Annotated in this window: 12 protein-coding genes and 2 pseudogenes; 2 read left to right on the forward strand and 12 right to left on the reverse strand. The window is 37.1% G+C overall.

Annotated elements, in window-relative coordinates; genetic code table 11:
- Positions 1-47: 47 nt before the first annotated feature.
- The 8 genes from HXV90_RS17725 to pruA form a co-directional block, all read right to left on the reverse strand.
- Positions 48-746 (reverse strand): hypothetical protein, encoded by a 699-nt coding sequence (locus HXV90_RS17725; protein WP_269897683.1) that lies wholly within the window; start codon positions 744-746, stop codon positions 48-50.
- A gap of 360 nt (positions 747-1,106) precedes the next feature.
- Positions 1,107-2,270 (reverse strand): iron-containing alcohol dehydrogenase, encoded by a 1,164-nt coding sequence (locus HXV90_RS17730; RefSeq protein WP_269897684.1) that lies wholly within the window; start codon positions 2,268-2,270, stop codon positions 1,107-1,109.
- A 56-nt stretch (positions 2,271-2,326) separates the two neighbouring features.
- Entirely contained in the window at positions 2,327-3,436 is a 1,110-nt protein-coding gene (locus HXV90_RS17735) for a response regulator (RefSeq protein ID WP_269897685.1), read from the reverse strand.
- Positions 3,417-6,485 (reverse strand): sensor histidine kinase, encoded by a 3,069-nt coding sequence (locus HXV90_RS17740; RefSeq protein ID WP_269897686.1) that lies wholly within the window; start codon positions 6,483-6,485, stop codon positions 3,417-3,419. The genes HXV90_RS17735 and HXV90_RS17740 overlap by 20 nt, the downstream gene beginning before the upstream one ends.
- Positions 6,486-6,683: 198 nt before the next feature.
- Positions 6,684-11,879 carry a DUF8202 domain-containing protein gene (locus HXV90_RS17745; RefSeq protein ID WP_269897687.1) on the reverse strand — a complete coding sequence of 1,732 codons (5,196 nt, stop codon included), beginning with the start codon at positions 11,877-11,879 and terminating at the stop codon, positions 6,684-6,686.
- A gap of 425 nt (positions 11,880-12,304) precedes the next feature.
- Positions 12,305-13,549, reverse strand: coding sequence for a Glu/Leu/Phe/Val family dehydrogenase (locus HXV90_RS17750; protein ID WP_004233781.1), 1,245 nt, complete (start codon positions 13,547-13,549; stop codon positions 12,305-12,307).
- Between the two features lie 83 nt (positions 13,550-13,632).
- Positions 13,633-14,826 carry an ornithine--oxo-acid transaminase gene (locus HXV90_RS17755; protein WP_004233780.1) on the reverse strand — a complete coding sequence of 398 codons (1,194 nt, stop codon included), beginning with the start codon at positions 14,824-14,826 and terminating at the stop codon, positions 13,633-13,635.
- Between the two features lie 250 nt (positions 14,827-15,076).
- Positions 15,077-16,621 carry an L-glutamate gamma-semialdehyde dehydrogenase gene (gene pruA / locus HXV90_RS17760; protein WP_112117357.1) on the reverse strand — a complete coding sequence of 515 codons (1,545 nt, stop codon included), beginning with the start codon at positions 16,619-16,621 and terminating at the stop codon, positions 15,077-15,079.
- A gap of 145 nt (positions 16,622-16,766) precedes the next feature.
- Between pruA and HXV90_RS17765 the strand changes: the two genes are divergently transcribed.
- The gene (locus HXV90_RS17765) at positions 16,767-18,074 is read left to right on the forward strand and encodes an AAA-type ATPase lid domain-containing protein (RefSeq protein ID WP_103118704.1); all 1,308 of its coding nucleotides are present in this window, start codon (positions 16,767-16,769) and stop codon (positions 18,072-18,074) included.
- A 41-nt stretch (positions 18,075-18,115) separates the two neighbouring features.
- On the opposite strand, the pseudogene yugI reads toward HXV90_RS17765, so the two are convergent.
- The 3 genes and pseudogenes from yugI to HXV90_RS17780 all read right to left on the reverse strand — a co-directional run bounded on the left by yugI (position 18,116) and on the right by HXV90_RS17780 (position 20,754).
- Positions 18,116-18,492 (reverse strand): annotated as a pseudogene (gene yugI / locus HXV90_RS17770) (S1 domain-containing post-transcriptional regulator GSP13).
- Positions 18,493-18,578: 86 nt separating this feature from the next.
- Positions 18,579-20,213, reverse strand: a complete 1,635-nt coding sequence (locus HXV90_RS17775; protein ID WP_269897688.1) for a hypothetical protein — start codon at positions 20,211-20,213, stop codon at positions 18,579-18,581.
- Positions 20,206-20,754, reverse strand: a complete 549-nt coding sequence (locus tag HXV90_RS17780; RefSeq protein WP_269897689.1) for an RNA polymerase sigma factor — start codon at positions 20,752-20,754, stop codon at positions 20,206-20,208. Before HXV90_RS17780 ends, HXV90_RS17775 begins: the two co-directional genes overlap by 8 nt.
- Positions 20,755-20,954: 200 nt before the next feature.
- Between HXV90_RS17780 and HXV90_RS17785 the strand changes: the two are divergent.
- Positions 20,955-22,294: pseudogene (locus HXV90_RS17785) on the forward strand (sodium-dependent transporter).
- 77 nt (positions 22,295-22,371) lie between these two features.
- Here the strand turns inward: HXV90_RS17785 and HXV90_RS17790 are convergent.
- Positions 22,372-22,632, reverse strand: a complete 261-nt coding sequence (locus HXV90_RS17790; RefSeq protein ID WP_004228396.1) for a DUF1871 family protein — start codon at positions 22,630-22,632, stop codon at positions 22,372-22,374.
- Between the last annotated feature and the right edge of the window lie 62 nt (positions 22,633-22,694).

The following is a 22,694-nucleotide window of genomic DNA, read 5'->3' on the forward strand; positions in this document are numbered from 1 at the left end:
ACTTTATAAAATAGCCAATTGCCGTATTTCAGGCAGTTGGCTATTTGTTAGACTAATTTTAAATTAGGAATATCCTCATAACCTACATAAACATGGTTTGTAATCATAAAAGTAAGTAATTTATTACAAGCAATCATTTGTCTTTTACCATTCTGCTGAATAACGATTTTTGAAAATAGTAAGGAGGCTTGACGATTAGCTAATGCATATTCTTCTGCATTGAGAATATTTCTGCCATCCACATGACAACCCAACACGAAATTTCCTAAAAAAGAATCCTTTAATACATTCGGATGCATGGATTGATAATGTACTTCAGCAATTGAATCTTCTATATTCATAAATTGATGGGCTACCAAATAATGTTTTAAAGCACCTTTTAAATCAATTGCAATAGCTGTATCTGCTAAAATTGTTCGATAATAAACAGGAACAATCTCAGCCCCCCCCAAATACGGCTTAACTTCTACAACAATTTCTCCAGAAGGACGAACAAATAATTGTACAATTGCTTTATTTACACCATCCGAAAAAATAACATTCGTTCGCCCAAAACGCACGCTTTTAAAAAATATACTTTGATCTACAATGTATCCAGTGATAATTTTATCATTTTCAATTTGCAATGATTTCGTTTCAATCCCCAATACCTCTACACAATTTTGCATTTTATATACATGTTGCTGAAATGGCATTTCTATACAACTTAATGTAACAATACGATCCTGTAGCAATTGTTTCAACATTTGATCCCTCTCCTCTTTGTTTAATATTGTAATTATTTTAGTAAAGGTGGCTGAACAACTTCTGAACATTGACACACGAATTGACTGATTACGACAAAAAACTATCCTTTTCTGTCATCCCATAAATCACCTTATAGTAAAATAATCTACAATATAGGTTGAATGACTCAATTAAAAACATGACTTTCCTCACTTAAAATAAAGAAAAATACATTTGCATTCCTTCTATTATGTATCTATTTTATTATATTGCAGGACTAAAGAAACTTCTACGACAAAATTCTACATTAATCGTTAATTTTTCTTAACCTTGCAATAAAAAAAGTATGAGGCTATAAGCATAGCCTCATACTTAAAGTATTAAAGAGAATTTCGTAAAATGGTTCTTACATCTTCCTCTTGCAATCGATTAAAGTTGCCAAAAGGGCCATTTTGCATAGCATGATCTACAATTTGCTGGAATTTCGAATCATCAATATCGTAATCTGCCAAACGACTAGGTGCCCCTAATGATGTCCAAAATGCAGATAAACGATCAATCCCCTCATAAGCAACCTCTTCTACTGTTTTGCCTGTTGCCTCGACTCCAAACACACGTGTTGCTATACCTGCAAAACGCTCAGGATTTACTGGTACATTTAAACGCATCCAATGCGGTTGAAGAATGGCTAAACCACCTGCATGTGGAATGTCATATACAGCAGACACTGCATGTTCAATATTATGAGATGCCCAATCCCCTCGTGAACCAATTGATAGGAATCCATTTAAACCAATTGTCCCTGCTAATAGAATGGTTTCGCGTAACTTTGTATTTTCTAGGTCCTCTAATAATTTTAGAGCTGTCGTAATAACCGTTCGCAATACCCCTTCACACATTTCATCTGTGATAGGAGTATTCGTTGTATTGTGGAAATATTGCTCAAATACATGTGACATCATATCCACTATTCCATACACAGTGTGATTTTTAGGTACAGTCACTGTATATGCTGGGTTTAGTATCGAAAATTTCGGGAAGGCTGCTGGACTACCCCAACTTAGTTTTTCTTCCGTAGCAGCATTCGTTATCACAGATCCAGCATTCATTTCTGAGCCTGTAGCAGCAAGTGTTAATACCGTTCCTAGTGGTATAGCTTGTTCTACAAACACTTTACGTTTCACGATATCCCAAGCATCTCCATCATACTTAGCGCCAGCAACAATTAATTTAGAACAATCGATTACTGAACCACCACCAACAGCAAGAACTAAGTCAATTCCTTCAGTTTTGCATATCTCAATACCTCGTCTAGCTGTTTCTACTCGTGGATTTGGCTCTACACCACCTAATTCAAATACGGTTTTATCCGCCTGTTGTAATTTTTCTATAACAGCATCGTATACACCATTCGATTTAATACTTCCGCCACCATATACAACTAATACCTTGTTTCCAAATTGCTCTAATTCTTTCGGCAATTTTTCAAGTGCATCCTCACCAAAATGTAGTTTAACTGGGTTAAAAAAAGTAAATGAATCCATCTAATTCGCCCCTTTCTAGTTGGATTTTCTCATAATTACGCTAAAGAAAGCAAAGATTACACTTTCGACATATATTCATTATAAATTTTATGAATGTTCTCAGGGATAGGCATATGAATCTCAGCTAATTTTTCCTGAATAGCTTCATAGCACTTTGTACATTCCTGTTTTTTATTTTGCGTGATTAAAAAATTTAACAAAAGAAACATATACTTTTCATTAAACTCATCTAGCTCTAGCAATTTTTGCAGACAATTATATTTCAACAAAGAATTAACAGATTTTGAATGGGCAATATATGTTTCAAGCACATGCAATACAGACTGTTTTAAACGAAGCCTCATTTGAATAGCCCAGGAATATTCCTCCTCAGCCAAAAAATCACCTTCATAGCAATTTAATAATTGCTGAATGGAAGATTCGTCATGTGTACTTTGTTCCAATAATTGGTTAAGATAATCAAAATCACTTTTAATTTCTACATTTAATTGATAGTGGTTATTTATTAATTGAATGGAAACTTGCATTCCATTTTCTTTTAGCAGTTTTCTTAATTGATAGATCGTAGTATGTAAATTACTTGTCGCCCTCTCAAAATCTATATTTGGCCATAATTCCTCAATAATGACAACACTCATCATAGGCTTTTTATGATGAAACCATAGATATAAGAACAGCTCACGTGTCTTCCTAGTACGCCACTTTATGACCTCCTGCTTAGCATCGAGTAAATAGAAACTTCCTAAAGTATGCGCATAGATAAAATTCTCTTTACTAACTGGGCGTGCTTCTACTTGTAATTGCATTTTTTTCTGTGCTTTTACTAATGCATTAACCAGTCGTTTTTCATGGACAGGCTTTAATAAATAATCTGTTGCTTCTACTTCAAATGCATCCACGGCAAATTGGGCATGGGCCGTCACAAAAACAATTTGTAAGGAAGGGTATTTTTGTAGCAATTGTTCAGCCACTTGTATACCATGCATTTCGATCATTTCAATATCTAAAAAGATAAGATTTACTGTATCTTTTTCAAGAAAATGGAGGGCATCTGCTGCGTTTGTAAATGCCCCCTTGATGTCAATCTTAAATTGTGTAAGCCGTTTTAGCATGATGGTTAAAACATCGATCGCCATTTTTTCATCATCAACAATAATTATATTCATGCTCTCCATCCTCTGGTAATAAAACGACAATAGTGGTCCCCTTTCCTTCTTGACTATATAAACGTAAACTTGCATTTTTCATTAATTTGAATTTCTTTAACGGATTCATAAAGCCAATACGGGTACTTTCTTCATTTAGTAGCTGATGAAGTTTTTCCTCAGGAATACCAACACCATTATCATAGATTTTAAATCGAACAAACTGTCCCTCACGCTGAACACTTATCTCCACTGTACCGCCCTCTTGTTTTTTAGAAATACCATGGAAAATAGCATTTTCAACTAATGGCTGAATAGATAATGCAGGAATCATTAAATGAATGGATTCATCAATATCATATTTAATTGTTAGACGATCACCAAAACGCATTTTTTCAATATATAAGTATGCTTTTACCAGCTCCATCTCCTCTTCAACAGAAACAAAGCTATTTCGATAATGGACATTAAGCTTTGCTCTGAAATACGTTGCCAAACAATAAAGTGCTTCACGGGAATTGTCCATATCCGTATAGCTCAAACCAATAATTGTATTAAGTGTGTTATACACAAAATGAGGCGTGACCTGTGAATATAAATAATTCATTTCTACTTCTATGGCATCTATGGAAGATTGACGAACTGCTAACAAAGATTCAATGCGAATAAATAGTTCATCCATTGAAAGAGGTTTTTGTAAGTAATCATTTGCACCTAGTTTTAAAGATAAAACTAGATCGGAGTGCTTCATGATTGCTGTTAAGATAATAATCGGCAATTCTAGCATATCATATTGTTTGCGTACCCGTTTACATAACTCATAACCTGACATCCCATTCATCATCAAATCTATTAACATACAATCTACTTTATTTGTTTTAATATAATCTACAGCATCAAAACCATTATCAACAGCTATCACTGTATATCCTTTTGAAGCTAATGCGTCAGCTAAAGCTTTTATATTGACATGATTATCATCCACCACAAGTATTTTTTTATCATTTCCTTTATGAATCAATGGTAAGTTAAGTTGAAGTACCTCAGTAGTTGTATATGTGCCTATCGCAGGTGATTGTTCAATGTTTTCGTATTCCTCTGTTGCGAGTGGCATTGTAAACGTAAATGTTGTCCCCTGTCCTAACTCACTTGTTACTCGAATGTCACCATTTAATTTTTCCACAATATTTTTAGTAATACTTAATCCCAAACCAAGCCCTTCTTTTTTATATTGATTATTTACTTGATAAAAGGCATTGAAGATTCGATCTATATCCTGTGCAGGAATGCCAGCGCCTGTATCACTCACTTGGATCACCATATGTTCTTCATGAACATATGCCGTTACTATGATTTCGCCATTTTCCGTGTATTTCATGGCATTATGTAGTAAATTATAGAGCACTTGCTTAAAGCGTAACTCGTCTGTCCATATAGCTGGCAGCGCTAAATCAACTTCAGCATGTAAACGGACTTGACTGTTCTTAGGCATCACACTACGAATTTCTTTTACTACCTCATTGATAACTGAGATAGGGACATGGCGAGGAGAAACCCTTACTTCACCCGTCATTTGGTTAGATGAAAACAATAAATCCTCTACTAAATGTCCTAACCGCTGTGTGACATTATGAATCAATATGACTTGCTCCTGTTGCGTCCGCTTCAACGGTCCCTGCGAACCTTCCATTAAGGTTTTTGATAAATTTAAAATACCATTAAGAGGGGTGCGTAATTCATGTGACGTTTTTAGTAGAAATTCATCCTTCATTTGATTGTGTGCCAGCAATTCTTCTGATAAAGTTTGGATTTTCTCAAATGCTTGATTAGCCCGGTAATTTAATAACGAAGCAAAGCCGAATAAGATCAATAAAAACAGCACAAATTCTGTATAATCAATGGGTACGCTAAATAAAAAATTGATAATAAGTAAAATCGTATAACAACAAATAGCGGAAATAACGATTAACACATAACGAACACCTTCAAGTCGATTTAACATCACTCGGATCAGAATCCAAACATTATAGAAAATAACGGGTGCCGTTACACTGATATACGCTATTTTCCTCAGGAACACCTCCAAATCTGAAGATGCTCTTGCATTTTGAGTTATGGGATTATAAATTCCATAAAAAACAAAGACAACTCCGAGTAAGGCCACAAGCATATAAATGAATTTTCTCTTTTGAAGTTGCGGATACATCGAATAAATAAAAAGTGTTAAAGATAGTAGCGCTATCGGAATTGAACCTAGCTGTAAACGCAATTGATTGACAGGTTCAAAGTCCGAAAATAAAAGGAAAAACACCTTTTGATTAATAAATGACATATAAAACCCTAATGAAATGGTAAAAATGCCAAAGAACAGCTCTTCTTTACGTTTGCGGTTCTGTATATAGGTAAAAGTATAAACGACCCCAATAACGATATGCCCAATACTGATTAATGCATCTAAAAACACTTTCCAATTAAATTGCTGTTGAATAACCTTCTTCGTGCCAAATTCAATAGGATAGACGATACCAGGCTGAAAATAATTGTAGTTCGCCACATGAATGATGATGTCTAATTCTTTATTATCACTATAAGCGTATACAGTATATTTATCATCATTTTCAGAGCCATACTCGCTTAACACTGTGCTTGCTTTTCCTTTAGATCCTACCTCTACTCCGTTTATAAAAACACGACTTGCCTGTCGGATTGTTCGAATATATAGGCCGTAAAACGCTTCCGTTGGCACCTCTACTTTTACGTGATAAGTGCCAACTTCAAGCCCATCTTCATTTGGCTGTACATATTTCCCCCAATTAAAAGGAACATCTAATGTAAGCCGTTGATTTTCATAGTTATCAAGCTTTTCCCACGAAGGAATTAAGACGTTTGGATAAAAAGCCCAATCTCCTTCTAGCTTGACCGGTTTTTGTAATTGCTCCTCCTCTATTTTCACAACACCTTCATGCACCAGTTGAGGCTGATTATTGGAGAAATAATGCCAATTGCTAAAGCAAAAGACCATAACAAACAGCATGATAATACTCACGATGAGTAGGATATTCTTTTTCATTATCACGCCTCCGTAGACGAGTAAATTCTTATGTATGTTAACATCATATTGCTTATGTTTTTTTCAATCAACTCCTTTCGAATAGTAACATAGAATGCATGAACAAAATCTGAACAATGGATTATTTAATGAAGCATAATTCATTCCATTCAAAATTAAAAGCAGGCTAAGGAATTTCTACCTTGCCTGCTTATATTATTATTTTGAAAGTTGCTCTTTTCCATCCTCATCAATAAAATACTTATGAGAATTGGCTGCTTCTTCGATTTCTTTAAATGCCCAATGTGTGGCTTTAACATCTGGGAAGCTTGGTTGTGTCACACCATGTAATGGACCGCGTTCAAACATACGGTTCATCATTACGACAGCTTGTGCACGTGTTAACGCTGCATTTGGTGCAAAACTTCCGTCCTCAAGACCGTTGATAATGCCAGCAGCGCGATTTGCTTCAATAATCCATTGTGCCCAATGGCCTTTTGTATCCTTGAATGTAATCGCCATACCTTCTTCTACAGAAAGCTGTTTATAGTTGGCTACGACCGCCGCCATTTCAGCACGCGTAATGTTGGCATTTGCATGGAAGTTACCGTTTTGATCACCATTCATTATGCCCTGTTCTTTAACAAAGGCAATTGCTCCTGCAGCACTATGGTCTTTTTTTACATCTTTAAATGGTGCTTTATTGACTGTTTGCCCTTCTGTATAGCCTAAAATACGAGCCATCATGATGGCCACTTGTGCACGTGTCACGTTCTTATCAGGACCAAATGTACCATTCGGGAATCCTTTAATATAAGCCTCGTGCTCACTTACCTCTGGTTTTTTAAATTGAATAATCGTAAATATACTGAACTTATCTACCGTGAAACGTAGACCCAGTTCACCATTCGCCATTGTTACGACTTCAGGGAACACTACTTTTTTCTCGCCATCTGAGTGTTCAATGAATACAGCTAATTCATCAAGGAATGCTTGACGCTCTGCTGCCACTGTCGGTATATTCACCCCTTTTAAAGGTAGTGTTACTTGAACTGGACGACTTGGCATATTCGTTTCAATTGTCATTGGACGTGCTACAACATGCACATCATCACTTTCTAGTGTTTCACGTACGACTTGCTCTGCTTTTGCACGTTCCTCAATCGCTTGACGCTCACTTTCCTTCTTCACTGGTACTAAACGGAAGTAGAAGTTGTCGTCAATACCTTCCATTGAGCTATGCGGAATCGCAATATGACCATTTTCTGTTGAAATTTCTAGTGATAAACCATTGTCACGTAACGTTTGTAGAGATTGTTTTGGTACTTCTACCTTTACTTGATCTACTTCATCTTTGACATCAGGAATAACAATACGGGCAATGCTATTACCAATTTGTTTCGCTTTTTCTACTGCTTCTAGTGCTTGTGCTGGTGTTAAGTTGACAAAGTCTGTTACGTCACCATTCGCATGCTTCGTACGTTCAATCTCCACTGTTGTTTTTTCAAGTGGGTTGTCACCATCAATTTCGAGTTCTACTTGAATTTTTATTTTTGTTTCACTTGGTGTCGGTGGTGGTGTTGGGTCTGGCGTCCATGTACTTCCGCCACCTGAATGACCTCCACCTGTATAGGCTTCGCGATATACTTTAATCGTGTAATGTCTCACATTGCCGTTTCCATCCGCCACTGTAATCACAATTATATTTTCCCCTACTTGTAGTGGAATTTGTGCAAGAGTACCTAGTTGTCCATTGACCGTTGTCGTCACCGAAGCACCTGAAGTAATTGGTGTTGCTAAGAACGATAATTGTGTTGTGGCATAATCAACGTTCATTGTATAATCTGTTACTTCTGATGAGAAGCTTGGATTTAATGCACCTTGAGATGGTACTAGTGAGCCTAGACCTGAAGTAGTCAATATAGGTTTCTTTACAAGCGCTTCCTGTGCCGTAGTTAATGCGGCGAAAGTAGCCTGTACTTCCTCTTTTGTTGCATTTGGATTGTCCAGTACTTCTTGAGCATTGTGTAAAGCCTTTTGATACTGTCCCCAGCTCTCTGGAGTGTAGTTGCTTGAAATAAAACTGTTACTTTCATTTACTTTGTTTTGTAACTTAGTTTTATCAACTACTTGCAATGTATCAACGGTGAAAGTATGTTTTTTTACAGCAGTTTCTGTACCATTTGTAGCTGTAGCAATAATTGTGTATATTCCCTCATCTAAATTATTTGGTGGTGTGAATGTCCATTCCCCAGTTATTGGGTCAACTAACGCAATTCCGTCTATTAATATCGTTTCATTATTGCTATTTTTCAGCTCAATTTTTACTGTAGAAGGTGTTGTTGTCACAGCAACAGTACCACTGATTTCTGGCTTTGAATCATTTATAACGCCTGTAGGTTGCTGAATTGTAAATAGATCATTATAAGAAGGCGGTGTTACAGTATCTACATCTTCAATAATCCACTCACCATTAGCATCTTTTGTCGCTTGCATTTTTTTGTCACCATCATTAAATGTAAATTTCTCCACATCTTTTGGTACTGTGAATTTACCTACAGTTCTGTCGTATGATACGCCCTCTGGAGACATCCCAGCAACTTCTGTAGTTGCTATATAGTCTACATATTCTTTATCAATATCTGGATTTTGCATTGTTACTTCTTTATCAAAGTTACTTACAGGCACACCACTTGTCCCTTTTAAGCTTCCTTGAGTAGTAACATATTTAACAGTTACTTTTTTGCCTATTACGTCTGTTCCATCTGGTAGTGTAATAATGACTTTTTTCGCATCAGTTGGATCAACTGTAAAAGTTGCACCCTCAATAGTATTACCACCAACAGTAATCGTAAAGCCTTTTCCATCAGACAGTGTGACATCTTGGTCAAATGTCAGGGTAATTTGTTTGCCCCCTGCTTGTGCTTGCTCGAGCGCCGCACTTTCAAATGTTGGCACAGGTACTGCAATCGTAAAGTATGCACCATTCGAAAATTTACTACTATCTAACGTTACTTTTCCATCTGTAAGCTGGTGGAATGAATCGCTAGTGTCAAATTGGTCGTCTGCACTAATAACTAAATAGAGCGGCCATTCTGTTGCACCTTCTACTTTGTCTACTTGTAACGTAATATCTGTATCTGACCAATTTGTTTTTTCTAGTTTGTAGACACGATTAGTATGTTGTAATTGCTCAGCTTCTTTAGATAATGGAGTAGCAAATATTGCGTCTTGTCCGTTATCACTAAACACGAAAAAGGATTTGTCGTTTGTGATCGTATTAAGGTTTTCTGCATTCGTTGCTTGGATCTCATTTCCCAAAGCAATTGTAATATTCGCACCATTCACTTGAGATTTTGATTGTTTTTGATATAAAGCACCATTATCATCACGACCAATACCTGTAATATGGTTGCCATAGTCTGTAGAGGTTGTCCACATTGTTGTGGAACCATCACTTGCGATATAATCGTCTTTCAATGTTAGACCGTATTTTAAAGCCAGATAACTGTTGACTTGCTTTTGCTCGTTATCTCCCAATTTACGATTAAAAAGAATCGTTTCAGCTATTACCCCGTTAAAGCGACTATTATGACCTGCACCGAAATAATATTTACCGCCTGCAGGAGAGGCAAATTTCGGCGTATTTTCAGTAAGATGAGCCAATTTATTCCCGTTTAACGTTAGTGCCCAATCATTTGCTGCACTCCAGACGTTTAACAGCGCTCCATTTTTAAGCTCATAGTCGGCAACTGTGATGTTTAAGTGACCTAATGCTCTACCGAAATAGGTACGAATAGTTTTGCCGTTATTTATTCCATAAGCGGCATTCATACCAGTGTTTTCTCCCCCGAATTCCCATGGAAATCCACTATAATTCTCACTTGCCTGTACAGAGAATACTTCTCGTGAAGAATCATTATTGGAACCAATTTCACTTGCTGAGCGTGTATAATACCCCTTACTAGCGTTAATTTGAATTCCACTGTTAAAATTAAATGCGTTAGGTAGATTATCATTTGCTATTTCTTGTACCGGATTCCATTTCCCATCATCTGCTAGGTCTTTTAATTGTGTAATCTTAGTTGTTCCAGCTTGTATTTCCGCACTTCGTTCTACATCTATCCAAGAGATTAAACCTGAGCTTACTCCACCTGGGTATGAAGTTGAGGGTAATGTCACCATTATATTCTTTATCGCAGTTGAAGTCTTACCATTCCTCATGACTGTTACTTCTACCGTATACTCACCCTCATCCAATTCAGATGTTGGTATGAAGCTCCAAGTCCCATCTGCATTGACGATAACAGATGGTGTGTCAATGACCGTTCCAGCTTTGTCTTTTATTTCTACTGAAACAGTAGAACCCTTATCCGCAGTCCCTTCAAATCTAGGTTGTGATTCGTATACCTCATTTCCTGCTGGAACTTTGATTTCTAAGGATGGTGGCAATTGCCATTCTATAACATTACCTTCACCATAAAATGCAAAGAGATCTGGATTGTTGTCAGCAAATAGATTTTCTAGCCCTGTCCAACTTCCACCAGTTGCATTTCCAAACTGACTACCTACAGTCATACGTCCCACAGCGTTAATGCCTGCTTTCCCTGTAAAGTTGCCACTTAGATTAAGTATTTTACCGCCTTCCAAATAAACATTTTGTTCCGATTCCCCTACGGTATTCTGTGTGATATCGGCATTGCCAGAAAGGTTAAACTCTCCGCCCTTTACGTGAACTCCACCACCACTATTGCCTGTAATTTTGCCTCCAGTCATAGTAAATGAACCATTATCCATGAATACAGCACCTGTAGTACTTTGTTTATTTCCTATAATTTCTCCGCCAGTCATGATCATGACTGAAGTAGTGTCTCTAATATAGACTGCACTTCCTGTTAAATTGTTTACATTATTTCTTAAAATGGCACCATCTTCTATAATTAGTCTAGAACTATTATAGACATTAGCGATTCTTCCATTGTTAGGAAAATTATCACCATTAATAACAATATTTTTCAAGGTAAGCTGACCACTAGTAACATCAAAAAGTGTTCCCACACCATCACGTTTTATCACTGCCGTATCTGTACCAGCCGAGGTGATAGTAATATTGCTACCTCCATTAATTTCAAGGAATTTTGCTCCAGTATAGGGTGACAATTTGATTTCATCCAGAACATAAATCGTTCCCGTTCCCCCGACAGCTTCATATGCTTTGTACAAGGTAGCAAAAGGATTTTCATGGCTCCCATCATTGGAGTCATTGCCGTAGCTGGCTACGTAAAATTCTGCAGAATTCTCCGCCGCATGTACTTTCACTGGTACTGCTCCTGTCACAAAACTACATACCACTAGCACTAGCGAGAGCATCAGTGCTAATGAACGTTGCCACCATTTTTTCTGTTTCCTCTCCATTTTTTACCCTCCATTCAAAAACTCTTTTGTTCATTTACTTTCGCTACACCCTCCTATAATTCTTGTATCAACACACCCTAATTTACTATAATGCTTCTGAACAAGTTCTGAACAAAAGGCTCAATTTCGAAGACTCTCTCTGATTTTAATAGTACATATGTTCAGAATTTGTATAGGCTGCATCTGTATAGTTAGAGTTACTTAAAGGAAAAGGAATTTTGCTATGACTGTGCTTATGATTGTCGTTTTTTGTTGTATCCTGCTAATTGGAGTGGTTGTTACGTTTCAATATCTTCAGGTACGGAGAGTACGACAGGAGAAGAAAGTGATGTTGGAGCAGCGACTTGAACATCTTATTTATAAGAATAAAAATGAAAAAAACGAGTCATCCGATTAAGGAAATGACTCGTTTTTTCATTTTTTGCTTAAACCCAACCACGGAAGCGAGAAGCTTCTGCAGTACGGCGAACACCTACCATGTAAGCTGCTAAGCGCATGTTGATGTTACGTGTTGTTGCTGTTGTATATACATTATCAAATGCTTCGACCATTTTTTTGTATAGACGTTCTTCCACTTCTTCTTCTGTCCAATAATAACCTTGGTTATTTTGCACCCATTCAAAGTAAGAAACTGTAACTCCCCCTGCAGAGGCTAATACGTCTGGTACAAGTAAAATGCCACGCTCTGTTAAGATTTTAGTTGCTTCAGCTGTTGTTGGACCATTTGCTGCTTCTACTACGATATTTGCTTTCACATTATGCGCATTGTCAGCAGTAATTTGGTTTTCAATAGCAGCTGGTACTAAAATATCACAATCAAGCTCTAACAATTCTTTGTTTGAAATTGTGTTTTCAAATAAAGTAGTTACTGTTCCGAAGCTATCGCGACGATCTAATAAATAGTCGATATCTAAACCTTCAGGATCATGAAGTGCACCATAAGCATCTGAAATACCGATTACTTTCGCACCTAAATCATGCATGAATTTTGCAAGGAAGCTTCCTGCGTTACCAAATCCTTGAATAACAACACGAGCACCTTTAATATCAATACCACGTTTTTTTGCTGCTTCTTCGATTACGATTGTAACACCTTGTGCAGTCGCACGGTCACGACCTTGAGAACCACCAAGTACTAGTGGCTTACCAGTGATGAAGCCTGGAGAGTTGAACTCATCCATTCGGCTATATTCATCCATCATCCATGCCATAATTTGTGCATTTGTAAATACGTCTGGCGCAGGAATATCTTTTGTTGGTCCTACGATTTGACTTACCGCACGAACATAGCCACGGCTTAAACGTTCGATTTCGCCCATTGACATTTGACGAGGATCACAAATGACACCGCCTTTACCACCGCCGTACGGTAGATCGACAATACCACATTTCAATGTCATCCACATTGAAAGCGCTTTAACTTCCTCCTCAGACACTTGTGGGTGGAAACGAACCCCACCTTTAGTTGGTCCTACAGCATCATTATGTTGTGCACGGTAACCAGTAAATACTTTTGTTGTACCATCATCCATTTTCACTGGGATACGTACTTGTAGCATGCGAAGCGGTTCTTTTAGTAATTCATACATTGCTTCATCATAGCCAAGTTTATTTAGAGCATCTTGAATGACATCTTGTGTTGATGTGAAAAGATTTAAGTTTTCAGACATTATTAAATCGCCTCTTTGTTTTTTTTAATGATAGTTATCGGCATCATTGTAACATACTTCCGAATTAAAATGTGAACATTTTGTTAAAGTTTAAATACTTTTTCAATTTGTTCAATTGACCAATCTAAATCCTCTTGAGAAATAACAAGTGGTGGTGCAAAACGAATTACTGTATCATGTGTTTCTTTACATAATAGACCTAATTCTTTAAGTTTTTCACAGTATGGACGAGCCGCTTCTGTTAGCTCCATACCGATAAATAAACCACGACCACGTACTTCCTTAATAACTGGGTTGTTAATTTCTTTTAATTTACCTTTGAAGTATTCGCCAAGTTCGTGTGAACGCTCTGCTAATTTTTCATCTAATAATACTTTAATTGATGCAATTGAAACTGCACAAGCTAAAGGATTACCGCCAAAAGTTGAACCATGTGAACCCGGGTTGAATACACCTAAAATACTACGGTTTGCAGCCACACAAGAAATTGGGAATACGCCGCCACCTAGAGCTTTACCCAAGATATACATATCTGGTTCTACTTCTTCCCAATCACAAGCAAACATTTTACCTGTACGTGCTAAACCAGCTTGAATTTCGTCAGCAATGAAAAGTACATTGTTTTCACGGCAAAGTTCACGAGCTGCTTTTAAGAAGCCTTCTGTTGGAATGACGATACCCGCTTCACCTTGAATTGGCTCAATTAAAAATGCAGCAGTGTTTGGTGTAATAGCCGCTTTTAAAGCTTCAAGATTACCATAATCTACTAATTTAACATTTGGTAGCATTGGACCAAAACCACGACGGTATTCTTCATCAGAAGATAAAGATACAGCTAGCATTGTACGACCATGGAAGTTACCATTACATGCAATAACTTCAGCTTTACCTTCTTCTACGCCTTTTACATCATATGCCCAACGACGAGCTGCTTTAAACGCAGTTTCTACTGCTTCAGCACCAGTATTCATTGGTAATACCATTTCTTTATTTGTTAATTTCCCTACTAGCTCATACCATTCACCAAGGTTTTCACTGTAAAAAGCACGTGAAGTTAACGTTACTTTATCAGCTTGCTCTTTTAAAGCAGCGATAATTTTTGGGTGACGGTGTCCTTGGTTTACTGCTGAATAAGCAGATAACATATCTAAATATTTGTTACCTTCTGGATCTTTAACCCAAGCACCCTCAGCCTCTGAAATAACGATTGGCAGTGGATGATAGTTTGCTGCACCAAAATTTTGTGTTTGTTCAATAACTTGTTGAGTTTTTGTCATATCCTATTCTCTCCTTACTAATCATGTTGAAAAACTTTATAAAAGAAAGGGACTATGTATCACTATAAGTAGAATGTTTAAGAATATAGCAACAATTCAAACGGTAAATTTGCTAACTTCTCCAAGGTAAACTACGTCATGAAAGTCTACGGTTTTAGCCAGGGTAGCGTTACCTGGAGAAGTGTCACAAATTCATTCAAAATGCCTCAATTTCTACCTACTTTGAACAGCCCTCACGTCAATGTGAAAATTAAAGCATTTCTGAAGTTGTTTTTGCTTGCATATGCAGCTGTAGGTAGTCTGGGCCACCTGCTTTTGAATCTGTACCTGACATGTTGAAGCCACCAAATGGTTGGTAACCTACGATTGCACCTGTACAGCCACGGTTGAAGTAAAGGTTTCCTACATGGAATTCTTCACGTGCTTTTTCTAGGTTCATACGATTTGTTGTGATAACAGCGCCTGTTAAACCGTATTCTGTATCGTTTGCAATTTCAATCGCATGGTCGAAATCTTTTGCTTTTGCAATGGCTACCACTGGTCCGAAGATTTCTTCCTTCATAATACGAGCAGAAGGATCTACGTCCGCGAATACAGTTGGTTGTACGAAGTAGCCGACTGAATCGTCTGCTGTACCACCAGCTACTAAACGACCTTCGCCTTTACCGATTTCGATGTACTCTGTAATTTTATTGAATGCTGCTTGGTCAATTACTGTTGCCATGAAGTTGCTGTAATCAGTTGGGTCACCCACTGTTAAAGCGTTTGTTAACTCTTCTACGCGATTTACCACTTGCTCATACACATCTTCTACGATGACTGCACGAGAACAAGCTGAACATTTTTGACCTGAGAAACCAAATGCTGATTTTACGATGGATTGTGCAGCTAATTCTAAATCTGCTTCTTTATCCACTACGATTGTATCTTTACCGCCCATTTCAGCGATGACACGTTTAATCCAAATTTGGCCTTCGTTTAATACAGATGCACGTTGGTTGATACGTAAGCCAACATCACGTGAACCTGTGAAGCTGATGAAGCGTGTTTTTGGATGATCGACTAAGTAGTCACCTACTTCAGCACCAGAACCTGGTACGAAGTTCACCGCACCTGCTGGAAGACCAGCTTCTTCTAATACTTCGATAAATTTATACGCTATAACTGGCGTTGTTGAAGCTGGTTTTAATAACACTGTATTCCCTGTTACTAAAGCAGCTACTGTTGTACCAGCCATGATTGCAAATGGGAAGTTCCAAGGAGAAATGACAATACCGATTCCTAATGGAATGTAGTCATAACGATTGTATTCACCTGGACGGCTTTCGACTGGCTGACCGTTTTTAATGCGTAGCATTTGGCGACCATAGTATTCCATGAAGTCGATTGCTTCCGCTGTATCTGCATCAGCCTCTGCCCATGGTTTCCCGGCTTCTTTTGTTAATAAAGCTGAGAATTCATGTTTACGACGACGAACGATTGCTGCCGCTTTGAAAAGAACGTCCGCACGAATGGCTGGATCAACTTTTTTCCATGTTTTGAATGTTTCATCTGCCGCTTGCATCGCTTTTTCAGCTAAATCTTTGCTTGCTTTCGAAACGCGACCAATGACTTCTGTTTTCTTTGCAGGATTGTACGAAACGATTTTATCTTCTGTTGTAATGCGCTCGCCACCAATAATTAGTGGGTAGTCTTGACCTAAGTAACCTTCAACTTTATTTAAAGCCTCTACATAAGCATTGTAGTTTGCCTCTTGTGAAAAATCTGTGAATGGTTCGTGTTTGTATGGAATCATACTTAATCCTCCCTTGTGAGATGTGTTTGGGTATGCAAAAAACATTGACGCAAAATATCTTTGCGTATAAAATATTCTTACACTTATTATAATGCAAAATTTCGTTGCATATTTCAAGTAAAAAATTTTTGAGGTGCACATTTTTATGAAAAATTCTGAACCTTTACTACCTTTTTATGAGTTTATTGCAACAAATGTATCCGTTGGTATTCATGCAGTAGACCTATCTGGCAAAACGATTATTTACAATACGAAAATGAAAGAAATTGAAGGATTTCATTTTGATGAACTTGCGGATCGTTCCATTATTGAAATGTTTTCCTTCCGTCAACATGAAAGTACGTTAATGCGTGTTTTACAAACGGGAAAAAAAGAAATTAACGTTAAACAATCCTACTGGAATAAAAATGGTCATGAAATTACAACAATCAATGATACTTTTCCACTTTTTGTTGAAGGCAAACTGATTGGCGCAATTGAATTTGCACGTGATATTACCTCTCTGGAAAAGCTTGTTTATCAACCCCTTCGTCGTTACGATGAACCATTAACATTTGATATGATTAAAGCTGATTCTGAATCCATGAAGCAGGTTATCGACAACGCTAAAAAAGCAGCTGCTGTAAAATTACCAGTATTATTAATTGGCGAATCTGGCACAGGGAAAGACTTAGTAGCAGAGGGCATTCACCACGCCGCTTCACCTGATCCTGATGCCTTTGTGACACTCGTTAGTCGCCGTTCAGCTCAATCGGTGCTTGATAAATTACAGCAATTATTAGAAGAAGATAAAGATTACACCTTCTTCTTCGAACGTATAGATTTTTTAAGCTTAGACATTCAAGAGCAACTTTTGGATATACTACATTCACTTCCACAGTCCAAATATATGCTAATTGGCAGTGTGGGCAGTGATCCCATTACATTGATTGCCGAAAAGAAGCTGTCAAAATCTCTATATTATTTCTTTGCTACAATGGCCATTACCATTCCTAATTTAACGGATCGAAAAGAAGACATTCTTCCATTTGTAGAAGATTATTTTAGTCGACATCGAGAACGATTTGCTTCACAAGTCACTGAACTTGCACCAGATGTACAGGAATTATTTTTACAATATGATTGGCCAGGAAATCTAAAAGAGCTTGAGCTACTACTGGATGAAATTGTTTCATTTATGACAACGGAATCCACTGTTACTTCAGATTTATTACCTTTACATTTCCGCTTCAAAGTGCAGCAGCAAGATACAAATAATCGTGAACCAGAATTTTTTATGTTCCATCAAAATCACAATGTCATGCCACTCGATGCCTATTTGCGTGAAGCCGAATCATATTATGTGCAAAATGTCTTAAATTTATATGAGGGCAATATTACAAAGGCAGCGAATGCACTTGGTATGAGCAGACAAAACCTGCAATATCGAATCCGCAAAATAAAAAAGCAATAGAAAAAACGAGGATACTTTCATTCGAAAGCATCCTCGTTTCTTTATTGACCAGATTGTTCAATCCAGTCCTGCAATTTATCTTTTAAGGAATTAAAACCATTTGCATCCGATTCATCTACACGGTCCTGCAATGATTTACGTGGTGGTGCATCTTTTTTCTTACTGTTGCTGGGCGATCCTGTAGCGCTCTCATCGATAAACTAATTTTTTCGGCCTCTTCATCGATTTCAAGAATCTTGACTTCAACTTCTTGCCCAACAGCTAAAAATTCACTAACGTCCTTCACAAAGCCGTATGTTATTTCCGAAATATGCACAAGGCCTTGCGTATTGTCATCTAGTGCAACAAATGCACCGTATGGTTGAATACCTGTAACTTTTCCGGTCAACACGTCTCCTAATTCATATTTTTTTACCATAACCTTTGCCCACTTTCTTTTGTTTGCTACGTATATATCGCTTAAATTATAACATACGTGTAAAAACGGGGCAAAAAATCTCCTTACTAGGAAATGGCTGTAATGATGTAACGTTTTTCACCTTTTCCTGTAGTCACTGTACCTAACTGGAAGGTTAAATGCTGACCAATCATCTGAACTGATTCTGGCTTAACACCTGCTTTAATGGTTGTTTGAGAGGCATCTATGGCATAAAGAACTGTAAAATGTTCCATGCCATCAAATTGAACCACTTTATTTAAATCTACATCTTGAGACAATAACCGTTTAGCTGTTTCTTGATCTCCTTTTCCTTGTGCATATAAGAATAGACTTACAACGTTCATTGGATTTAATGAATCTAGGATCATATCATCTTTGCTTGACGTATACGCATTGTATAAACCTTCCGTTTGGATAATCCACCGGTAATCAATTCGTAAGCTAGTCGAACCATCTTCTGATTCCATATAGACATCGTTACGTAAATATGAAAGCGCCATACCAATATCCTGTGTTGTCAGTTTTTCTCTTATTTTGAATGTTCCTTTTCCCTTAAATTCTTCGAGGATAAATTGTGCAGTCAAGCGCATCGAGTCTCCATACTTCCCATTTGCTGTATCATTTAATAGCTTTATATGTTCGGGGGAGTATCTATTTTTGTCATCTGTACCTTTTAAAAGTACGAGCCACGTATTTTCAAACTCTTTCTTTAAATTGTGTAATTGGAAATCAAGTCCTGATAATGATAAGTCTTTTACTAATGTTCTTTCATATAACTTTAAAATACGAGCAGATTCTTCTACAGAAAATCGTAAGTCCTCACCATTGAATAAAGAGCCCATAGCCAAATATTTAAACAAGCCCAAGATATCAGGATGAAGACGGTCAATAGAGACTGGTGCATCTTTCATAAATAGAGGATTTGTTTTAAAACTATAGGTATTCCCATCATGTGACAACTCGAAATATTGTTTTTCGGTCGTTGCAATCAATTCATTTAGTTCTTTAGGATAATCTTTCTTTGCTTGTGAAAGTACCGTATTAAACTGAGAAAGTTCCTTTGTATAATATTTCAAAACATCTTTCGTTGCGTAGTAATATTTGCTAAAGAAATATCTAGATTCGGTGAATGACATCGGTTTTTCATACGTTTCAATTTGCTCTATTAGTTCTCGAGGTGTTTGCAAACAGTCTAATATTTCTTGCTCTAATTGTGTTAAATATTTTGGATCATCAGCCATTCTATTTAAAACTATTTTTTTATTTTTAGCTTTATCATTGTATATATTATCAGCAGATTCAACAAATGTTAGTTTCTTAAAATTTTCCTCAGGTATATTGAGCTCAAGGCGTGTTTTCTCACGTTTTTCAAGATACTTCTTTTGAAATCTAGAAAACCAATCTTCATAGTTGCTTTCTATTTTTTCTTCATCTGAATGAACGAGTGCTGAAGGATGGAACATATAAGACGAAATTAGAATACCTACCAAAAGCACACTGGCAATACTTGCGATCCATACAGCCGATTTTTGCCATCTTGCAGAAGGCTTTCGAACTGGATTCATATTTTCTAGAGACTCCCTTACATTATCCTCAGCTTCAATTTGATGAAGAACACGTTGTGGATCAAGCTTCGGTTCCATTCGTTCATAGTATTTTTTCAGTAGTGCCATACGTTGGTCAAATTGCTTATCATCCATTTTCAACACTCCCATCTTGCATTAATGCTGCCTTTAGCTTTTCCTTCGCTCGTAATAATCGCACTTTCACCGTCGATAACGAAATATTTAAGACCTCAGCGATTTCTTCGTATTTTAATTCGTGGAAGTAATACAACACGATAGGATAACGGTATTTTTCGTCAAGGACCTGAATAGCACGATGTAGATGCCTGTCCTCTTCAAACAAAAGAACATCCTCTTCAGCAGATGAATGAGTCTTTTGCTGTTGGGCTTGTAGCTTGTCCTCTTTAGCCTGCTGCCGTTGTTCCTTACGATAATAATCACGCGTAGCATTTAATGTGATTTTATAGAGCCACGTGGTAAATCGATCCTGTTTAAATTGGTGTAAAAAGCGATATAGTTTAACAAATACCTCCTGTGAAACATCAGCTAAATCATTTGTATGTACGCCACATTGAAAGGCAAACTTTTCAACGGTTTGTTGATGTATGCGGATAAGCTCGATATAGGCTTCTTTATCTCCTTGCTGCGCCCTTGCTATTAGTTCAACCTCCGTCATAGCTCTCCCCCCTTTTTGATAATGAAACGAAGTATTCTACCTAATTGTTACATAATTTAAATGTCTTTCCTCATATGTCATCTCTCTAAATTTTTACTCCATCAAATGTCTTTCATGCTATCATCAATTTTCTGATATTTGCTTGTGTTATGAGAATATTGAGGTAAAATAATACTTTAGTATAAGGAGGATTTATTTTCGTGTCATCGAGGGATCAATTTACAACAAAAATTGGGTTTATTTTAGCTGCCGCAGGAAGTGCTATAGGGTTAGGAGCCATTTGGAAATTCCCCTATATGGCGGGTACGAATGGCGGTAGTGTCTTTATTTTATTATTTATTTTATGTACTTTCTTTATTGGCTTACCCGTCCTCATTGCTGAGTTCATGATAGGTCGTCGAGGTCAAAAGGATGCCGTCACTTCCTTTAAGGAACAAGCACCAGGAAAGCCATGGTATTTGATTGGCTGGGGCGGTATGGTAATTGCAGGCCTTATCTTATCATTCTACAGCGTTGTTGGTGGATGGATTTAAGCTACTTAGGTCGTGCCTTTACATTTAAGCTAACGAATGCTGGCTCTGACATCAACTACGCTGATTTATTTGGCGATATTATTTCAAGCCCTTTTGAAGCAGTACTTGTACAGGGACTATTTATGTTATTAACAGTAGTCATTGTGTCAGCAGGTATTAAGGGCGGAATTGAAAAAGCCAGCACATGGATGATGCCTCTCCTCTTTATTTTCTTTATTGTCCTAGTTATTCGCTCTTTAACTTTAGACGGGGCTATGGAAGGCGTTAAATTTATGTTTGTACCTGATTGGTCCTATTTAAATGCTGAAACATTTTTAATGGCCTTAGGACAAGCATTCTTCTCATTAAGTGTAGGTATTGCGGTTATGATTACATATGCTTCCTATTTATCTAAAACAGAGAAGATTGGTAACTCTGCGATTAATGTAGCATCTATGAATATTATTATCTCTTTACTTGCAGGACTTGTTATTTTCCCAGCAGTATTTGCGCTTGGTTATACGCCTGATCAAGGGCCAGGCTTAGTATTCATTATTTTGCCAGCTGTATTCGAGCAGTTACCTCTTGGTGGCTTATTCTTAACTATTTTCTTCATTCTATTGCTTTTTGCTACAGTCACTTCTTCCATTTCCATGTTAGAAATAGTCGTGGCAATCGCTATTGGTGATAAACCAGAAAAACGTAGAAAAATTGCTTGGATTGGTGGAATCATTATTTTCATCTTTGGTATTCCAAGTGCCCTTTCATTTGGCATATTAGCAGATGTAAAAATAGTAGATCGCTCTATTTTTGACTTTGTGGATTTTATGACTAATAGCATCGGAATGCCGATTGGAGCTTTGTTGATTTCAATTTTTGCAGGTTATTATTATACAAGGGATATTTCACGTAAAGAATTAGCTGCGTCTAGCTTCATGTTTAATATTTGGTACATTTTAATTCGCTACGTCTCCCCACTCGCCATTTTTATTATTTTCATTCAGGGGATTTTGCCTTTATTTAAATAAGTAATAGCCTCATGATGCATTAAAAAAGAGGTTGTCCATTGACAACCCCTTTTTTTATAAGGAATATGCAAAATATTTTAAATAATACATTTCGCTTCAAATTTAATGGCAATTAGTTTGTAAGAAATGGCTACACAATCTTCAAACGGTATCCATTGCTCAAACGAATGCTCATATGTTTCTTGAATAACTTTTGCAAGTGTTGATGGATCATCAATCCCTTGCAATGCTGCAACTACATCTGCTGTTTCTGTATCATAATGGTCTGGACCTAAGTGGAATGGATCCCACTCCTCTAGCAGATGGACAGCTGCTTGATTCATTTTTATATTTTCCAAAATACTCACCTATTATCCTTTGATCATACTCGTATGATACCATAGTAAAAAAAAAAGAAAAG

Origin of the sequence: Lysinibacillus sp. JK80 (assembly GCF_027557635.1) — a bacterium.
GTDB classification, from domain to species: domain Bacteria; phylum Bacillota; class Bacilli; order Bacillales_A; family Planococcaceae; genus Lysinibacillus; species Lysinibacillus capsici.

Bases quoted from the DNA above. Each gene is read 5' to 3' on its own strand.
- HXV90_RS17725 (WP_269897683.1), bottom strand. From the start codon at position 746: ATGTTGAAACAATTGCTACAGGATCGTATTGTTACATTAAGTTGTATA.
- HXV90_RS17730 (WP_269897684.1), bottom strand. From the start codon at position 2,270: ATGGATTCATTTACTTTTTTTAACCCAGTTAAACTACATTTTGGTGAG.
- HXV90_RS17735 (WP_269897685.1), bottom strand. From the start codon at position 3,436: ATGAATATAATTATTGTTGATGATGAAAAAATGGCGATCGATGTTTTA.
- HXV90_RS17740 (WP_269897686.1), bottom strand. From the start codon at position 6,485: ATGAAAAAGAATATCCTACTCATCGTGAGTATTATCATGCTGTTTGTT.
- HXV90_RS17745 (WP_269897687.1), bottom strand. From the start codon at position 11,879: ATGGAGAGGAAACAGAAAAAATGGTGGCAACGTTCATTAGCACTGATG.
- HXV90_RS17750 (WP_004233781.1), bottom strand. From the start codon at position 13,549: ATGTCTGAAAACTTAAATCTTTTCACATCAACACAAGATGTCATTCAA.
- HXV90_RS17755 (WP_004233780.1), bottom strand. From the start codon at position 14,826: ATGACAAAAACTCAACAAGTTATTGAACAAACACAAAATTTTGGTGCA.
- pruA (WP_112117357.1), bottom strand. From the start codon at position 16,621: ATGATTCCATACAAACACGAACCATTCACAGATTTTTCACAAGAGGCA.
- HXV90_RS17765 (WP_103118704.1), top strand. From the start codon at position 16,767: ATGAAAAATTCTGAACCTTTACTACCTTTTTATGAGTTTATTGCAACA.
- HXV90_RS17775 (WP_269897688.1), bottom strand. From the start codon at position 20,213: ATGGATGATAAGCAATTTGACCAACGTATGGCACTACTGAAAAAATAC.
- HXV90_RS17780 (WP_269897689.1), bottom strand. From the start codon at position 20,754: ATGACGGAGGTTGAACTAATAGCAAGGGCGCAGCAAGGAGATAAAGAA.